This is a genomic window from Yersinia aldovae 670-83 (assembly GCF_000834395.1).
Taxonomy (GTDB): domain Bacteria; phylum Pseudomonadota; class Gammaproteobacteria; order Enterobacterales; family Enterobacteriaceae; genus Yersinia; species Yersinia aldovae.
Map to the genome: position 1 here is coordinate 3,324,679 of NZ_CP009781.1, position 17,402 is coordinate 3,342,080.

The following is a 17,402-nucleotide window of genomic DNA, read 5'->3' on the forward strand; positions in this document are numbered from 1 at the left end:
CGAGCATGATCAAAGCTGCTCCTTTATCGGGGCAGCTCTTTATGGGTTAAGTTTTTTCGGTGGCATGAATAATAGATATCCGGTAATAACAACACCGGTACTACCAGCAATGACAAATGTTATAGGGATGCCAACATAATGAGCCAGACCTGACCCGATAACAGGGCCTGCGACCAGTGTTGCTAACTGTAAGCTGCGACAACTGGTTGAAATGACACCTAACATGTTGGTTGGTGCTTCATTTTGTAAAACAATACTGAATGACATTACGATACAGGCATAACAAAATCCATTGATAAACCAAATGATGCAGAAAATATAAAGATGAAGGTTATTAAAAGCCAAACAGAGGATACCAGCAATAAGGATAGTTAAACTGAAACCAATAAGTCCACAAATCATCAACTGTTGGTGACTAAATAATAAAAATATTTTCTTAAATAAGAAGCCGCATAAAATAGCACCGGTGGCAGTGCTACTGACAATGATACCAAATGCATTAGCACTAAATCCCATAACTCTTAATAAAATAGAAAGAATTGAATCGTATAATCCAAGTGTCAGTGAGGCGGCTAGAACTACTAAAAAAGAAGAGAATAGCACATGATTATTATGGATAATATTATATACCACCCTAAAATCAGGCAGCATGGTTGTTACGTTAGCAGTTTTTTTAATCCATCTGGTCGTGAAACCAATTTTTATGGTTAGTAGCGATGTTATCAATGCCAATAATGCTGTTAAGTAAAATCCACCTTGCGAATTTGTTATTGTCGAGAGGAAAGCAGCGATTAATGGAGATGTTATTTTAATAAGCTGATCAATAATATTTGTTAGTGTGATGGTTAGCAATATTTGTTCTTTATTTAATAACTCCCTAATTAATATTTGTTCAGCAGGAATCATGCCTAAATTACTGATCCCTTTAAGACAAACTCCAAGTAAAAATAATTCATGATGAGTGGAAACGGCAAGCCATATCGAGGTTATAAATCGACCATAAGCACTTATGAGTAATATAACTGCTGGTGAATATCTGTCGGCCATTTGGCCAATAAATGGGCCTAATAATAATCCGGGGGAACCATATAGTGCTGCCGCTATCCCTAACTGATAAGCAGAAGCATTAAAATGAAAACTCATTACAGTAAAGATAAGTGTGAAGTCGATCCAAACAGCAATGGAATTGAATGTTCTAGATGCAAATAGAGAAGGGTACCCAGCTATTTTAAAGAGGCTTAACATTAAGATTTTTCTCGTTCGATTAATGTGAAGTGTTTTTTGTATAAAAGCGGTCATTTACAACAAAACCATCAAGACCGTGTTGCAGCATATAGTTTGCTAAATCACTCGTTCGATTAATAAAACCTTTCCCATTAAAATTTAGTGAAGTATTACATAGTACGCCATAGCCTGTTATTTCCTTAAATATTAATAGTAACTGATAAATGTTGCTATTTTGAAAATTATTAATAGTCTGTGGACGGGATGAACCATCAATATGAGTGATAGCTTGAAGGTTTTTATCTAGAACATGAGCAAAAAATAGCATGTAAGGGCTAGGGTTATTTATATCAAAAATATCAGGTGCATCGCTTTGTAAACAGATTGGGGCTATGGGTCTAAAGGATTCCCGATTTTTTATGGTATTTAAACGTGTCAATGTGGCCTTATTAAAAGGTGCTGCTAATATTGAACGGTTACCTAACGCTCTGGGGCCTAGCTCCGCTTTACCATTGGCCCATCCGATAATATCTCCACTGGCAAGAGCAGATGCGATATTATAATAGTTTAGTTTCTCATATTTCAGGCCATAAATATCAATAATATCATCATTGAAGTTTTGGCCGCAGTAAACATCCCAATCTATTTTTGCATTACCTGTAAAATAGTACTGTGCATCAATAGCAGTTCCGATTGCAGAACCTGAGTCATTTACACACGGAGGAATAAAAGTATCATCGAATAAACCACAATTTAGCCACTTACTATTCCAATCACAATTCAAACCACAGCCACCGCTTATCAGTAATGGCAGTTTCTGCTTAACGTATTTTTTAACTTCACGATAAAATTTTTTAAATATTGCATCAGTAAAGTGTCCTGCGAACTGCTTAAAAGCATCACTATCTACTCCAATATTATATAAGTGTGATTGTGAAAATTGAGTTTTACATAGGTTTTGATGATCTAAGGGTATACACATTAGACGGGATATTAGTTCCTCATCCTGTATTGTTTTTTTATCTCTATTACAGTAGGCAGCCAAAGCCATAATTTTACCTGCATCACCCAACCTTACCTGGCCTCTCACAAATGGAAAGGTTTTATCAGCAATACCATATGAAAATGCATAGCGTACACCTACATCAGGCATGATATTAGCAAGTTTGTTAATATTTAGCTGTTGGTCAATATGATAGAAGGAACCGATATGTCCTTCCCATAGCAGAGCATAACAGGGTTTTCCCTGAAGAAAAGGTGACATCCCATAAGCACATAATAAATGAGAGCGCTCATGAGATGAGGTGAAAAAAAACACATTATTTTGTAGAAAACCTCTCCTCACCGGTTCGGTTATTGCTAATCCAAAATAACCGGCACCAATATTACTTCCATGTGGGTTATTGCCTGATGACCAGCCGCTGAGAGCAATTATATCTGGAGCATCATTTAGAGTTGTTAGGGCCTCAATGGTGCATTCAGTTGTGACAGGAGAATAACGAGTTCCAGAGTCTTTTTCCGCCTCATGGCAGAAGATTAATTTATTATTTTTAATATAACAAATACTGCCATCATGCCCTGGCTTAAACGATAATATTTTCATTTATTATTCCCTTTATTATTTATTTTTCGCTTTATAGTTTTCAGTAAATTAGGTGCAAAAGGGGAACCAGAGCTTGGTCCTGCACCGAGAAAAAATAAAACAGCCTCTTCTGCTTCATTTACGTCGAGTAACTTATTTATTTCTCGATCCAGAAAGTAGCCTGTTGGCCAAGATCCTAATTGCATAGCTGTAGTAACTAGCTGAAATGTTTGAATTAAACAACCAATATCAAATAAGGCTACGCGATATGCTCTGGAGTGAGGATACTTCCACCACATTTTTTTAAAACATGAGGTGATAAAAATACCAAAAGCCAAGTCCTTGGCAAACATCTGAGCACATAAGAGGCTTCCCAGTTTCTCACCGTTAATGTCAGTGCTGACGAGTGTTAATTTATGTTTTTGAGAATGGTAGTGATATATACCGGATACTAGCCCAGTGACATTTAAAGCGACTAGATAAGCCTCGCTGGTTTGTAGAGAACCACCTGATGGGGAGGTTCGACGATAACCTACAGATCTTAGCCCAGCAGCTTCCATTTCTGCTCGCGTTGAGCCATGAGGTGTACCAAACGTCCAATATAAAACCTCGGCCACTTCTTGCAGTGAAACGGCTTCTATCTTGAATTCTCTGCTTGTTTTACGCGCAAATAAAGTATCAATAAATTTACTTTTAGCTAAAAAATGCTTGTTGGGCTTGGGTAAGTTAAATTTCTCTCCTGAACGCTGGTAATCTAGATCAGGAATATCCTTTACTATTGAGGCACAATAATTGACATAGCCTTCATAGCTATCATCAATTGGTAAACTCATATTTTTATCCAAAACGACTTGGGTCCCAATATGAAATATTTTTGATAAGCAGTCCCATCCCCAACTGCACATATTTCTATCATCGCAATCTAATATTCCACTATCTATAATGGTTTTATCTATCAGTGAATCTGTAAACTTATCACCATTAACAAGATCTTTAATTCTTTTCATATAGTCATCGTCTATCTCATATTGATTATGGTTTCTATAATCCCATAAAATTAACTTTCCATTAATGAGTGTTATAAAAATAAAAGGATCAATTATTTTCATTGCCAATTCCATTTGTCTGTATTTGAGGCAGTCAGCAAGGCTGACTGCCTATTGAGATGAAAAATAATATAATAGTTAAACAGGATTGACGGGGCCAGTATAAGCATCATTAGATTGATATGATAGAGTTGGTTCTATAGATATTTTTTTCATAAATAATATCTCCTGATTTTATTAGGTTAAATTTAATTAATAAACGGTATTAGTCATCTTAAGAAAATGACTCAAGTAGATTAGGTAATAAAATAAATTTATTCAATGTGAGGTTTGTGTTTTAAGACTTTCTTTTAGTTATAGTTATATCTATTTTTAAGTTTTATATTCAACATAATATTAAAAATAGAAAAATAATTTTTCGCACGACTGAACACTATAATCGCGGAGCATTAGCATAAAAAGGGATCTTCCCGAAAACAAACTGTGCGCCACCTCTCTTAGCGTAGCTTTATCATCATCATGACGTTCCATTATGGAACGTTTATTGGATATCTATGTTCCATTATGAAACGTTTTTGCTGCTCGTTCTCAGTCTGTTTTTTGCGCTTATAGTGGTTCCAGTTTCACTAAATTAATCCTAAAAACTATTCACTCTTACGTTATCTCTTACGCTACAGGAGCAAGATATGCTGAAAGTCATTCAATCTCCGTCCAAATATATTCAAGGTGCTAACGCGCTACAATCTATCGGTGAGTTTGCTAAGTTACTGGCAAATAACTATTTTATTATTGCTGATGATTTCGTTATGAAGCTGACTGCCGACACAGTAGGTACCAGCCTGCAAACCTGTGAATTGAAAAGCCATTTCAGCCGTTTTAATGGGGAATGTTCACGCCAGGAAATTGAGCGCCTAACGGTTGAGCTGAAGAAATACGGTTGTAATGGTGTGATCGGTATTGGTGGTGGTAAAACACTCGATACCGCCAAAGCAATTGCTCACTATCAACATATACCGGTTGTTGTGGTGCCAACTATCGCCTCTACTGATGCGCCGACCAGCGCATTGTCGGTGATTTATACTGAACAGGGCGAGTTCGCCGAATACCTGATTTACCCGAAAAACCCCGATATCGTACTGATGGATACCACAATCATCGCTAAAGCGCCGGTACGTTTATTGGTGGCGGGGATGGGGGATGCGCTATCGACTTACTTTGAAGCTCAAGCCTGTTTTGATGCCAAAGCTATCAGTATGGCGGGGGGAGCATCAACATTGGCAGCTATCACGCTGGCGCGCTTGTGTTACGAAACGCTGCTGGCAGAGGGCTACAAAGCTAAACTGGCGGTGGAGGCAGGGGTCGTTACCGAGGCAGTGGAACGTATCATTGAAGCTAATACTTATCTAAGTGGTATTGGATTCGAAAGTAGTGGCCTGGCTGCCGCTCATGCGATTCATAACGGTTTTACCGTACTGGAAGAGTGTCATCATCTGTATCACGGCGAGAAAGTGGCATTCGGCACTCTGACACAGCTTGTACTGCAAAATAGCAGCATGGAAGAGATTGAAACGGTGCTCTCATTCTGCCAGCAATTGGGTTTACCGATCACATTGGCGGAGATGGGGGTCACGCAAGATCTCGAACGTAAAATCCGTGCAGTAGCACAAGCGAGTTGTGCTGAGGGTGAAACCATCCACAACATGCCGTTTAAGGTTACAGCAGATAGCGTTTACGCCGCTATTATCGTGGCAGACCGCTTGGGTCAGGCGTTTCTAAACTAATCGATTTAACAGACAACCGATTGAGCCTGCCGATGCATTCATTATCGGCAGCTCTGTTGGTCAGCTATTCCCGTTCTCGGAGCCAAGATGAAAAAGTTAATTAACAGCGTTGAACGTGTTTTACAGGAACAAATTCAGGGGCTGGTTGAGGCCCATTCTGAGCTGGTATTGCATCAGGAGCCGCTTTTTATCACCCGAGCGGATGCGCCGGTGAAGGGGAAGGTGGCGCTAATGTCCGGTGGTGGCAGTGGTCACGAGCCGATGCATTGCGGTTTTATCGGTGAAGGTATGCTGGACGGCGCTTGCCCTGGCGAGATTTTTACCTCGCCAACCCCAGATCAAATGTATGAGTGCGGTCAGGCCATTGACGGCGGGCAGGGCGTGCTAATGCTTATCAAGAATTACACCGGTGACATTCTTAATTTTGAGACTGCCGCCGAGTTGCTCCATGCCGGTGGTACGGCAGTAGCGACATTGGTGATCGATGATGATGTTGCCGTAAAAGATAGCTTATATACTGCCGGGCGGCGCGGAGTGGCGAATACCGTATTGATTGAGAAGTTACTGGGTGCTGCTGCGGTGCGTGGTGATTCACTGGATCAATGTGTAGCGCTTGGGCAGAAAATTAACAATCAAGGGCACTCAATTGGTATCGCACTGGGGGCTTGTACGGTGCCTGCGGCGGGTAAGCCGTCGTTTACTTTGGCTGAGAATGAGATGGAATTCGGCGTGGGTATTCATGGTGAACCGGGTATTGAGCGTCGGTCATTTACCTCGCTGGATAACACGGTTGAGGCCATGTTCCAGACGCTGATCGATCACGGTCATTATGAACGCACTTTGCGTCATTGGGATCGACAAATTGGCGACTGGCGCGAGCTACGTCAAAGTAAGCAGCCACTGACGAAGGGCGATCGAGTGATTGTTTTAGTCAACAATTTAGGCGCAACCCCACTTTCTGAACTGTACGGTGTTTGGCATTGTCTGGCTGCCCGTTGCGCTGAATTTGGTTTGATAGTTGAACGTAAACTGATTGGTTCTTATTGCACCTCGCTGGATATGCAAGGCATGTCTATCACAGTATTGAAAGTGGATGATGAACTGCTGAAATTGTGGGATGCGCCAGTCAGTACCCCTGCGTTGTTTAAAAAATAATAAAACCGGAGAAGATCATGGGACTCACCAAACAGCAAATTGTCAGTTGGTTACAGCTCTGTGCTGAAGTTTTCAGCGAGCAGCGGGATTTCCTGACGCAGTTGGATACTGAAATCGGTGATGGCGACCACGGCCTGAATATGAATCGTGGCTTTAATAAGGTGGTCGAGAAGTTACCGACATTCGCCGACAAAGATATTGGTTTCATCCTGAAAAACACCGGTATGACCTTGCTATCCAGTGTCGGTGGGGCCAGCGGGCCACTGTTTGGCACGTTCTTCATTCGCGCGGCACAAAGTACCAATGCTAAACAAAGTCTGGATCTGGCCGCAGTCTGTCAGATGTTTAAAGACGGCGTGGAGGGGGTGGTGATGCGCGGCAAGGCTGAACCCGGTGATAAAACCATGTGCGATGTATGGTGGGCCGTGGTTGCACAACTTGAGCTGGCAACCACGCAAAATGTACCGCTGAACGAGGCGTTGCAGCAAACAGTAGAACGTGCGCAGCAGGCACTGGCAGGAACCATTACCATGCAGGCCCGTAAAGGCCGAGCCAGTTATCTGGGTGAGCGCAGTATTGGCCATCAGGATCCAGGGGCGACATCGGCAATGCTGATGATGCAGGCGTTGTGGCAGGTTGTCAGCCACTAATCTGGCCGAACAGGAAAGAATATCAGGAGTGAAGATGGTCAATCTCGTTGTAGTTTCTCATAGCGCGCTGCTGGCTCAGGGTGTGGCTGAACTGGCACAGCAAATGACACAAGGGGGCTGCCAGCTCGCGGTTGCCGCCGGTGTGGACGATGTGGATCATCCTATTGGCACGGATGCCATCAAAGTGATGGCATCCATTGAATCGGTTTATTGTCCATCCGGTGTTCTGGTATTGATGGATTTAGGCAGTGCATTACTCAGTGCTGAAACCGCCTTGGAGCTATTGGACCCCGACATGGCGCAGAACGTACAACTGTGTGCGGCTCCGCTGGTCGAAGGGACGCTGGCCGCAGTGGTGGCCGCCTCATCCGGCGCTTCTCTGGCGGAGGTACGTGCTGAAGCGATGGGCGCACTGATGGCAAAAGCCAGTCAGCTCGGTGAGGATGCCCCCGTTCCTGCCAGTCATGTGGTGACTAAAGTCGCTCCTGATGCACAAAGTGTCAGTTGGGTGGTGCGTAATCCGAATGGGTTACATGTACGGCCTGCGGCTAAACTGGTTGAGGTTTTGTCACCGTTCGCCGCAGATTTATTGTTGGAAAAAAATGGTCAATGCATTAATCCGCGCAGTCTCAATCAGTTAGCCATTTTGCAGGTTCGCAAAGGCGATACCATCCGTTTGCTCGCCAGCGGTCAGCAAGCCGGTGAAGCGCTGGATGCTTTTATGCAATTGGCTCAACAACATTTCGGTGAATCAGTCAATAATGTCAGTGATAGCGGATTTTCTGGGGTGATGGTGCCCCGTGGGAAGATTAGCGCGCCGGTATTGCAGTGGTTACCGGCTATTCCGGTCTTTTTGCCGCGAGCAATTAGCCCAGGACAGGTGCCTGAAGAGCAACAGCGTTTACGGCAGGCCGTGGCCCAAACGCTCGCTGACTTACAGCGATTGGCAGAAAAGGCTGAGCAACAGATGGGGGCCGAAGCCGCAGCTATTTTCAGCGCTCATATGATGTTGACTGATGATGAAGAATTGCATCAATCGATAGCTGAACGCATCCAGCGTCAGCTCATCTGCGCAGAATCTGCTTTGCAAGATGAACTGATGGCGATGGTGGCCGATTATCTGGCGCTAGATGATGAGTATCTGCGAGTTCGCGAACTGGATATTCGCGATATTCTCAACCGCACGCTGGGCCATTTGACCGGATTACCATCTGTTCCGCTTTCTCTCAGCAGCGACATCATATTACTGGCGCAAGAGTTATTTCCTTCACAGATGGTAGGGTTATCTTCACAGCAGATTAAAGCAATCTGCCTGAGTCAGGGGCATATTCTGTCTCATAGCGCCATTCTGGCCAAGGCATTGGATATCCCGATGTTGGTCAATGCCACAGGCTGTTTGGAAGCCAGTCACAATGGGCAAATAGCTGTGATAGATACCGCAATAGGTACGCTATATTTGCACTAATGACTTATCTAACTAAATAGACAGACGGCTTAAATGAGCAGCCCGGCGTTAAATAAGGGCTGCTATCTTAGGAATTAAAGCGCCAAGTGGAGACAGAATCTGGTTTCTCCATTGATAATGCTCTTTGATTAACGTCGCCCCCGCCTGCCGTATTTTAACGATTTCATTGTGAGTCAGTTGATTTACCTCATTAATAATGGCAGCCAGATCAGCCGGATCCCCAGGTATATGTAAGAATCCATCAATACCGTGATTGACTTGTTCAGCTAGCCCGCCTGAATCTGCGACGATCAACAATGCACCTTGTTGCCTTGCCAGCCAACGTGACTCCATAGGAATCAACCCATTAGGTTCATTTTCAGCAGAGAGCACACAAACACGAGTATTACGCCACTGAATAAGACATGCCATCAGTTCTCTATCGAACGAATGTATAATCGATGCCTTAATATTTAGCTGACGCGTTAATGCGTTTAACTCTGGTATTGCAGGTTCGCTGATAATAACCGGGTGGATTACCCCGCCCAGATAGCTTGCCGCTTTGAGTAACAGATCATGGCGTTTATAGCTGGCTCCCCGGCCAAGAGTGATTGCTAACGGTTGTTCTAATGGAATACCGTGAAAGGACAACATGCTACTGATTTCTTGATCACTGCGAATTCTAAACCAAGGGTCATTAATATTTACACCAGCAGGAACGGGGATAAATGTATTTGGATCTGCACCGTATTGTGTCATTAAATGATGAGCCAGAAAGTGGCTTATGGTGCCGAGTTTAATATTGGGATCAATCTTGGCCCAGTGAATCGGTAATGATTCAGCCATAAGGCGGTCGGGGTTAGGTAACGGCATTTCATGATTAAACGCGGTGCCATGAGAAATATAGATGACTTTCAAATTACTCTTCTCAATAGAAGTATGGAGGCTGGTAATTAACGGCACTAATGAGAAGGGCAGTTCATGGCAGAAGGCGAGGGTAATGTCATAGTTTTTGCTCAGATCGATAACTCTTGCGGCACTGGCTGCGGATGATATTTGCCAGTTTTGCAAATTGCCAAGAAAAATGTCGCCATGCGGCCAGGAGCATTTTGCTCCTTTACCTAATGTCATATCGGGGACGGCAGAATATGTGCCACCCATCATATTAATCTGATTCATATAGTGAGAATAACCCTCAGAATCAAAGTAAGGATTCTCTTTACTGTAAGAAATCTCAATAAAGTGAGGTTCAAGAATAATATCATTATCAAATAAAAAATGAATGATTTCGGGTAACGTCTGAATTTGACCTCTTATATAGGAGCCTACACCACCGGCAAAAATTTTAACCCCTTCTGCTGCTAAATGAATAATGGCAATCTTCAGGTTTTTTTTAGTATTGTCAGGTATTATTTTATCTCTCATAAGACCTCTCAGAATTTTTTATTAGACCATCTGTTTGTGTTTCTCAGTTTATTTCTTTCTTGGTAATTTTATAATTATTGATGAAAAGCAAGTCTAAACCGCAACTCAGAAATAAATGGATCGCATCACTGGGGGTTTCGACTATCGGCATACCTTTGGTGTTTAATGATGTATTTAACAGAATAGGTATTGATGTCTCATGGTCAAAGGCCATGATCAGTTTATGGAATTTCTTATTGATATCTTTTTTAACTGTTTGTACTCTCGCGGTACCATCGATATGAACAACGGCTGGAAGCTCCGCGCGGAATTGCTCTTTTACGGGAGCAATAAATAACATGTAATCACTATCATGATTTAAATCGAAATAGTCATATGCTTTTTCATACAAAACGGCGGGAGCAAAAGGCCGAAAATCTTCACGATATTTAACATTAGCATTAATGTGATCTTTCATTTGCTGACGACGAGGATCAGCCAGAATGCTTCTATTCCCTAAAGCTCGCGGACCAAATTCTGACGCTCCTTGGAACCAGGCAATAACATTACCCTGAGCAATTGATTTAGCCGCTACCATTTCGATATCGTCATAGTAAGTAAACTCAATCTTATCGCTATTTTTCTCCAATTCTTCGATAATCAAAATATCATCATAGACTTTGCCAAAATAGGTTGAACCATTATGTTTTACTCTTTCTTTTTTTAGCACCTCCAACCAACCATAGTAGCAACAACCGATAGACAGCCCATTGTCACCCGCTGCGGGTTGAATGTAGAGGTTATCAAACTCACACTCTTTGAGGAGTTTTTCATTTGCCGTGGCATTCAATGCGACACCTCCCACATAAGCAAAATCCTTCATTGGGTGAAGCTGATAATAATAATTAAAGAGGTAAATAAGGGCTTGTTCAAGCTTGGTTTGTGCCCAATAAGCTAAATCTGAATAATATTGAAAGTTATCTTTAAATTTTACATGGCGGGCATCCCGCAGTGGATCAATATTTGCCCACCAGTCATTACGCAGGATCACTCTACCAGCATCGAAAAAGAAAGGTTGCCAATCAATAATATGGGGTCTTCCATAGGGGGCTAGCCCCATCAACTTGCCAGCACAGTCCAGTTCGCCAAAAATATACAACGCGATACCTTCATAAAACTCGCCAATCGAGTTCTCTATTTCCCAGGTTGATGCGGGATAATCATCTCTATTTTTATGGTTAACCCATCGGGAAAAGTCTTTCAATATCGGTTTTAACTGACCATTTTGAAAAATATAATAACTACATGTCTCCCAGTAACGGTACCTGTTATTGTTGTGGATGCTTGGTGCCAACACATTACCGGTAATGTCATGACAATTATCGAAGCTATCGCCGTGTCCATCAATAACCACTACGCCCATCTCATCAAACGGCGAGGTACCTATAGCACTGTAAGCATGGGCTAAGTGATGTGATAGCGTAATAATAGGTACCAGGGGCGGTAACACTCTGTTCTTTCGATAATCTAATTGTTCTTTTAGTAATGGATTATAAGAGCATTGTTCAACGATCAATGCAAGATCACTATATTTAATGTCAGCGGTATCTAAGCAATACTGAATGGTTTCGTTATCATTGAAACCATCATGTTTAATACGTGAAAGTCTCTCTTTTTCTATCGAAACTATAATTCGCCCATCTTTCATTAGGCTGGTCGAACCATCATGTGATAAAGCAGTACCTAAAATATAAGTAGGTTTTTGCATAGTTAATATCCTTATTAATCTATTACGTTCTTAATTCAGAATATAAGCAAGTCGACGAGATAAGGCGAGTGTTGTTAACGATGGGTTAGCCGCTCCAGGCCGTGGGAATGTACTCGGGCCAACAGAAAATAAGTTATTTATATGAACAAATTCCTGATTATCATTCAATATCCCTCCCAGAGGGAGTGTACTACTTTCATGATTCTCGGTACCAAGAGGACTTATCCATGTCACCGGGGTATTATAGTTCACCATTCTTGATGGAGAATGAAACTCACTATAAACATCGCTCATTGTTCTGGCATGTACAGTAAACCCATCGTCAAAAGTTAAAGGCGAAAATGTGATCCCCATACTGAGGCATATGTGCTGCCAGAAATCATTTAATTCGTATTGTTCTTGTTGGACTAATATCTTGTCAATATGAGTGAAGCTACACGCAAGCTGTAACGGCATATTTTCATCATCTGCGTTTAGCGCAATATATCCTTTATCCGATGGGATCTGTTCCCCCATAGGCCAAGCCTCCAGTTCAATACCAACATCAGAGGAACTGACAATAAAGAATAGATTAAATCTCTCACCAGATTGGCTGCCACAGTAGAAAATAGTATTAGGTTTATTTTTCATTAACTGAATAATTATTTCAGGCACTTTGTCGTACTCAAGCGTTACATTAAACCCTTGTACAATATGGTCGACAAGGCCATAGAGCCTTTTTTCTACCAGGTAGCCGGTGTCATAAAGTGCTTGGGCCGCCAGACGTGTATTCTCAATAGTCCCTAACGCCAGAACACAAATATCTGCAAATATCGGGAAAACTTCATTTGATTGTGTATTCTTTACCTTTACCCCGACGCATTCTCCATTTTTAATAATAAGTGCTATAGCTTCATATCCAATAATAAATGTGGTATCTGTGTGTAACTGGTTATCCTCTTTCCAATAGGATAATGGCGAGTAGGCTTCCCAGCGACCTGCTGAATCAATATCTTTGACGACTTGAGGTGCTATTTTAAAATTTAAATTGGCAAGTGTGAAAGAGTAATCACTTTCATCGTCTTTTTTTGCCCATGCTAATATTTCAGATTGTACAAGAGTGTAGAGTGATGGGCCGCCTAACCAGCTTTCTTCAAGGTCACGCGCAATGCTTACGGGCCACTCTTTAAGGATTTCTGTTTCAATAGGCAGAATAACGCCGTGCCAATAGAGTGACCGGCCACCCAGCCTGCGGCGTATACAGCTTCCGTTTGAAAAATGGGGTTCAGTCAATGAATGCCATGAGCGGTAAGCGAACTTGTCAGTCTCTTCATTCTTCCATAACTTATCGGCATGTTGATATTCGTCTCCCGCATTTATATGACGACAGTCATCAGCTGGGCCAGCTTCCATCACCACAATATTGTTAATATCCCTATAGTCTAAATGTTTGGCTAGCTCCAAACCTGACATGCCGCCCCCCAATATTAAAATATGAATCTGAGAAGGTAACTCGCTCATTTTCTTAGTGGTGTTATTATTCAGTACATTCATTTTTGTACCCTCTGATAATACTTATATGTAACTAAAAAATTGTTATTTATGGGATGTGTAAATATTTATTGCAACTTACATATAAAATTCTGCCAAGGTTCTTTGGGGAATTTTGATTGAACAAATAACTTATTATTAGCTAATAGCATTCTTATTTCCGCATCTCCCAGGGCATGAAGCCGCATCCACTCAAATAGCTCCTGTGCAGCTTCAGTAGGGCATTCAGGTGTTACTTTTATATGATGATATTCATCACCATAGAACTCGGTAAATGCTGAATATTGGGTGACTGCGCAAGGCAGGCCGGCAATCGCTGCCAGCGCAGGCCCCAAACCGACACTTTCGACATTTTCGACACTTGGAGTAAATAAAATCGCCCCGGATAACGCATAGCAAATGACGAGTAGATCTATTTCATCTAAACACCATTGATTGCTTTCATTTTTATATGTTTTTAATGGAACCTCATCTAGAAATATGATATCCATTTCTAAGTTAAGATTTTTCACCTGTTCTTTTAATTCGTGAGCATACTCAGGATCTTCATGCATATTACCAAAAATAAGTAGTTTAGGTGTATTTAACCCTTTTTCTTTGTAGATATTTAGTAGTGTATGAAAGACATTGATAGCTATCTCTATCCCTTTCACTCTAAATACTCTTACAGGTACAAGTACGATAGAGGAGCCAGCAGGTATTCCGTGTTGCGTCAAAAAAGAACTATGGGTTTCATTGAAGTCCAACATATCAATCGAAGGTAATATATTCGGGATCATATTAGCGATAAGCTTAGTGGGGTAATTTTTGGTTTCATTTGCTAAGATATCGGATGCAACGATCCATTTAGTATAGCGATTCTCCTGTGGTATTGGCGTCAATGTATTAGGCACTTTCGGGTAGAGCCTTTCTTTTCTCTCATAAATGCCATAACTGCCAAACAGATCATGATCCCAAAAAATGATCCCGCCATGATTTTTATTACCCCAGAATTTCTTTGCTGCACGATGAAGCGCCAGACTCACCGGGACAGCATCGGAAATGGTTATATTTAAAGCAAAGACCCAATCAATAGCGTTCTCTTCAAACCAATTAAGAAAGTATGATTCATAAAAATCAGCAACTGCAATAATATCTTCTTTAACATCTTCTATTTCACTCTTACTCAATGAGTCATACTTGGCAACCTTGTGTTTGATATCCATCAATCTATTCTCATGGTCGGTATCATTTTGCCAGGCAGACTTAATTGAGTTGACGTTCATCCAGCCTGGATAATGAGATGTCGGGCTACCATTAGGGAAAAAATGTTTTTTATCTGGTCGCCATGAATATCCTAAGTCTGTTGGGATATTATTGATTATCGTTCCATTTTTAATTGCCATCTCAGCCACATTTCTAAATATGGTTAGTAGACCACTCGTGGGGAGCCCATCTCCTGATACAATAGCCCACTTCATTTTTTTCATATTATACCTCTTGATATTATTTGTTTAATTAAATTATTTTTCTTGATATCATATTAATAAGTAAATATATAAATACACAACAAATTAATATTAAAATTAGTGCAGTACGTAGTGATGTTATATCAGCTAACATTCCTATTAATGGTGGTGAAATAAGTAGCCCGATGCGTGAAATCCAGGTTGCAAACATAACTCCATTAGCTGAGTTTAAATTCGGAATCTGACCAATAAAAGCAATGGTCAATGGAAAAGTCACTGATATACCTAACCCTATCAGTGAGAAGCCCAATATTGAAAAAGTAGATGAGTGAATACTTATCACTATCCATATGCCCAGCGTTGCTATCATAATGCCATATTTTATTGTACTAACAACCCCAAATTTATTGGTGAAATAGTCACCTGACATTCTACCAATGACCATACTTACTTGACATGCTAAATAAGGCAGGCCAGCAATGATAGGGGAAACATGATAATAATCATTCATATATATTGCACCCCAGATGCTCGCCGTTTCCTCTATTCCACATGTGAATACAAGTAACACCAATGCGAGGCAGTAGAGTGGTAAGCCTGTGGTACCTATAAACAATCCGCGTTTATGCAGGATGCTATTATTGTTTCTTTCATTCTTTCTTTGAAATAGAAATATAAAACCCATTAATATACTAATATTTATAAAGAAAATAGTGGTGCTAAATTGCCCCATTGTCAGACCGAAACCGATTGCGGAGACAGCAACCAGACCGCCAAGAATAGTGCCGATACTTTCTGCACCATGAAAACGGTTGATTAAACTCTGTCCACATGTCTTCTGCACATCAAGCGCTTGAACATTCATACAAGTATCTGTCCATGCATCAAAGATACCAAACAGAAAAAGTAATAATGCTATTTCATACCACGATGATGCAAATGGTATTAAGGAAATGCAAATAATAAATAGAATGAATGTTATATTAGTTGCCCAGAACTGCCCAAGGAAACTAATTATATTGCTAGAAATTAGCCCGAATATTATGGCTCCGGCTGGAATTGCCGATATTGTCATGCCAACCATAGAGTTACTCATATTTAAATTTTCTTTTATGTAGGGAATCCAAGGTACCAGGCTGGCGTATGCAATACCATGAATGAAGAAAAGTAATGATAAAGTAATCTTTTGTTTTTTTTCATATTTTTAATATTCATTTTTTATTTTTTCAATATGGATTTATTATTATCATATGTAATTAAAATCAAATCCTAATATGTTTCTATAGCCATCACCTAACGATGGTTCTTTTATTTTTATAGGTGTTACTTTATGCCAGATGGTGGAGTTTTTATCTACATGAAGTAAACCTTCGCCACATTCTAATATATGAGTTTTAATAAATTCTTTTTTCTCCGTACAATAAAGCTTGCTGGCTCCGCCATCAATATTGTATTTATCGATCACGAGTGCCGACACAATATAATCACTTCCATCTTGATGTAGACCTTCGGGTGAATTACTGACGAATCTTTCCAACTGGCTAATAATTAATGAAACCTGATGACAGGTTACGCCAATTTTCCTCACTTTTATGTGTGGTTCACATTCACATACTATGCCTACCAGTCTTTTGATAAGTTGCTTTAGTTCTGGGGAGTGACTTATTGCTGAATCCATTGGTGGGAATCTGCGCACAAGTTTTCTTAAATCTGTAGAATGATCAGCATCTTGTGTAAAAGAACTCAGTGCCGGTAACTCAATGACATTTACTTCCCACTGATGATTAACCCATTCTGTAATAAAACGGCTCATCCCTCGTTTCCTAAAAGGCCGATAAGAATAGAATACTTTTTTTTCTTTCTCGGACAAACCGGTTATACATTTTTCGATATACTCAGGTACTGATATATCATCCAGATAATATTGTGCCTCGGACAGGATCCTCTGTTTATCTTGAGGGTATTTTCTCATCAAAAATCTTAACTGAGATAACTTAGTATCATTGTTATCCCATGCTAATAATTCAAATGAGAATGCTTTTCTAAGTGATGCTATATCTATTCCAAACTCATTAATATTAAACTTAACTATCTTGTATTTAACTCCCATAATATTTATATCCTGTTTCCATGTAATTCAAACGCTGAATAAAACCAATGAAATCATAAAGATTCATATGAGTGAATAATCGACTTTATTATGTAATTTTGAATTGGTTTTTCTCTTCTATGTTTTTATATATCAAAGATTTCATTTCGGCAAGTTTTTATAAAGTATACGGATCTGGATATTAAGCGAATTATATTTAATCAATCTTTATGGGTGAGTGACGTGCGAACTTACAGAACTAGCTAAATAGTATAGGTAAT

General features: G+C 40.6%; 13 protein-coding genes. 4 read left to right on the top strand and 9 right to left on the bottom strand.

Going from position 1 to position 17,402, the window contains the following annotated elements:
* Window positions 1-39: 39 nt before the first annotated feature.
* Genes AT01_RS15055 through AT01_RS15065 form a run of 3 tightly spaced genes read right to left on the bottom strand, consistent with a single transcriptional unit; the run spans window position 40 to window position 3,915 of the window.
* A complete protein-coding gene (locus tag AT01_RS15055; protein ID WP_071841532.1) occupies window positions 40-1,245 on the bottom strand; it encodes an MFS transporter in 1,206 nt (401 codons plus the stop codon).
* Between the two features lie 19 nt (window positions 1,246-1,264).
* Window positions 1,265-2,827 carry a carbamoyltransferase C-terminal domain-containing protein gene (locus AT01_RS15060; RefSeq protein WP_042547708.1) on the bottom strand — a complete coding sequence of 521 codons (1,563 nt, stop codon included), beginning with the start codon at window positions 2,825-2,827 and terminating at the stop codon, window positions 1,265-1,267.
* Window positions 2,824-3,915, bottom strand: a complete 1,092-nt coding sequence (locus tag AT01_RS15065; RefSeq protein WP_082039626.1) for a SagB/ThcOx family dehydrogenase — start codon at window positions 3,913-3,915, stop codon at window positions 2,824-2,826. The genes AT01_RS15060 and AT01_RS15065 overlap by 4 nt, the downstream gene beginning before the upstream one ends.
* Window positions 3,916-4,538: 623 nt before the next feature.
* On the opposite strand from AT01_RS15065, the gene AT01_RS15070 reads away from it, so the two are divergent.
* The 4 genes from AT01_RS15070 to dhaM all read left to right on the top strand — a co-directional run bounded on the left by AT01_RS15070 (window position 4,539) and on the right by dhaM (window position 8,903).
* Window positions 4,539-5,633 carry a glycerol dehydrogenase gene (locus AT01_RS15070; RefSeq protein ID WP_042547709.1) on the top strand — a complete coding sequence of 365 codons (1,095 nt, stop codon included), beginning with the start codon at window positions 4,539-4,541 and terminating at the stop codon, window positions 5,631-5,633.
* Window positions 5,634-5,720: 87 nt separating this feature from the next.
* A complete protein-coding gene (dhaK, locus tag AT01_RS15075; protein WP_042547710.1) occupies window positions 5,721-6,788 on the top strand; it encodes a dihydroxyacetone kinase subunit DhaK in 1,068 nt (355 codons plus the stop codon).
* A gap of 17 nt (window positions 6,789-6,805) precedes the next feature.
* Window positions 6,806-7,438, top strand: coding sequence for a dihydroxyacetone kinase subunit DhaL (gene dhaL / locus AT01_RS15080; RefSeq protein WP_042547711.1), 633 nt, complete (start codon window positions 6,806-6,808; stop codon window positions 7,436-7,438).
* A 34-nt stretch (window positions 7,439-7,472) separates the two neighbouring features.
* Window positions 7,473-8,903: a dihydroxyacetone kinase phosphoryl donor subunit DhaM gene (dhaM, locus tag AT01_RS15085; RefSeq protein ID WP_042547712.1), complete on the top strand. Its 1,431-nt coding sequence runs from the start codon at window positions 7,473-7,475 to the stop codon at window positions 8,901-8,903.
* A 48-nt stretch (window positions 8,904-8,951) separates the two neighbouring features.
* Here dhaM and AT01_RS15090 read toward each other — a convergent pair whose 3' ends face one another.
* The 6 genes from AT01_RS15090 to AT01_RS15115 form a co-directional block, all read right to left on the bottom strand.
* Window positions 8,952-10,307: a glycosyltransferase family 4 protein gene (locus tag AT01_RS15090; RefSeq protein ID WP_042547713.1), complete on the bottom strand. Its 1,356-nt coding sequence runs from the start codon at window positions 10,305-10,307 to the stop codon at window positions 8,952-8,954.
* Between the two features lie 43 nt (window positions 10,308-10,350).
* Window positions 10,351-12,054, bottom strand: a complete 1,704-nt coding sequence (locus tag AT01_RS15095; protein WP_042547714.1) for a carbamoyltransferase family protein — start codon at window positions 12,052-12,054, stop codon at window positions 10,351-10,353.
* 30 nt (window positions 12,055-12,084) lie between these two features.
* Window positions 12,085-13,587 (bottom strand): GMC oxidoreductase, encoded by a 1,503-nt coding sequence (locus AT01_RS15100; RefSeq protein WP_042547715.1) that lies wholly within the window; start codon window positions 13,585-13,587, stop codon window positions 12,085-12,087.
* Between the two features lie 65 nt (window positions 13,588-13,652).
* The gene (locus tag AT01_RS15105; RefSeq protein WP_042547716.1) at window positions 13,653-15,053 is read right to left on the bottom strand and encodes a glycosyltransferase; all 1,401 of its coding nucleotides are present in this window, start codon (window positions 15,051-15,053) and stop codon (window positions 13,653-13,655) included.
* 28 nt (window positions 15,054-15,081) lie between these two features.
* On the bottom strand, window positions 15,082-16,182 hold the full coding sequence (locus tag AT01_RS15110; RefSeq protein ID WP_235427307.1) for an MFS transporter: 1,101 nt from the start codon (window positions 16,180-16,182) through the stop codon (window positions 15,082-15,084).
* Between the two features lie 96 nt (window positions 16,183-16,278).
* On the bottom strand, window positions 16,279-17,142 hold the full coding sequence (locus tag AT01_RS15115) for a 2OG-Fe dioxygenase family protein (RefSeq protein ID WP_042547718.1): 864 nt from the start codon (window positions 17,140-17,142) through the stop codon (window positions 16,279-16,281).
* Window positions 17,143-17,402 lie beyond the last annotated feature (260 nt).